At 37.5% G+C, this 264-nt stretch carries 1 protein-coding gene; it reads right to left on the bottom strand.

Going from position 1 to position 264, the window contains the following annotated elements; translation table 11 throughout:
• A partial coding sequence (locus R2R70_RS20865) for an RNA polymerase sigma factor region1.1 domain-containing protein (RefSeq protein WP_410979029.1) occupies positions 1 to 169 on the bottom strand: 169 nt, incomplete at its 3' end.
• Positions 170 to 264: the final 95 nt, after the last annotated feature.

Genomic DNA, 264 nt, shown 5'->3' with positions numbered 1-264 from the left:
CGCTAACCTTAATACCCATGTCATTAATCATGCTTATGATATCTTCTACTTGATCTGAGTCAATTATGTCTTGTGGAAGGTGATCATTTACTTCTGCAAAAGTTAAGTAGCCTTGCTCTTTACCTTTTTGAATCAGAAGTTTTAATTGTGACTGAGGAGTTGGATCCATAGAGATTGTTTCTTCCACTCTGATAAGTTGATACAACAGGCGCCATCACTTGGTTTACATTAATGCCAACCAGAACAATGTGACGCAGTGAATAG

Origin of the sequence: Cobetia sp. SIMBA_158, assembly GCF_046566945.1 — a bacterium.
Taxonomy (GTDB): Bacteria; Pseudomonadota; Gammaproteobacteria; order Pseudomonadales; family Halomonadaceae; genus Cobetia; species Cobetia amphilecti.
This window is presented reverse-complemented; position numbering and strand designations above follow the sequence as displayed.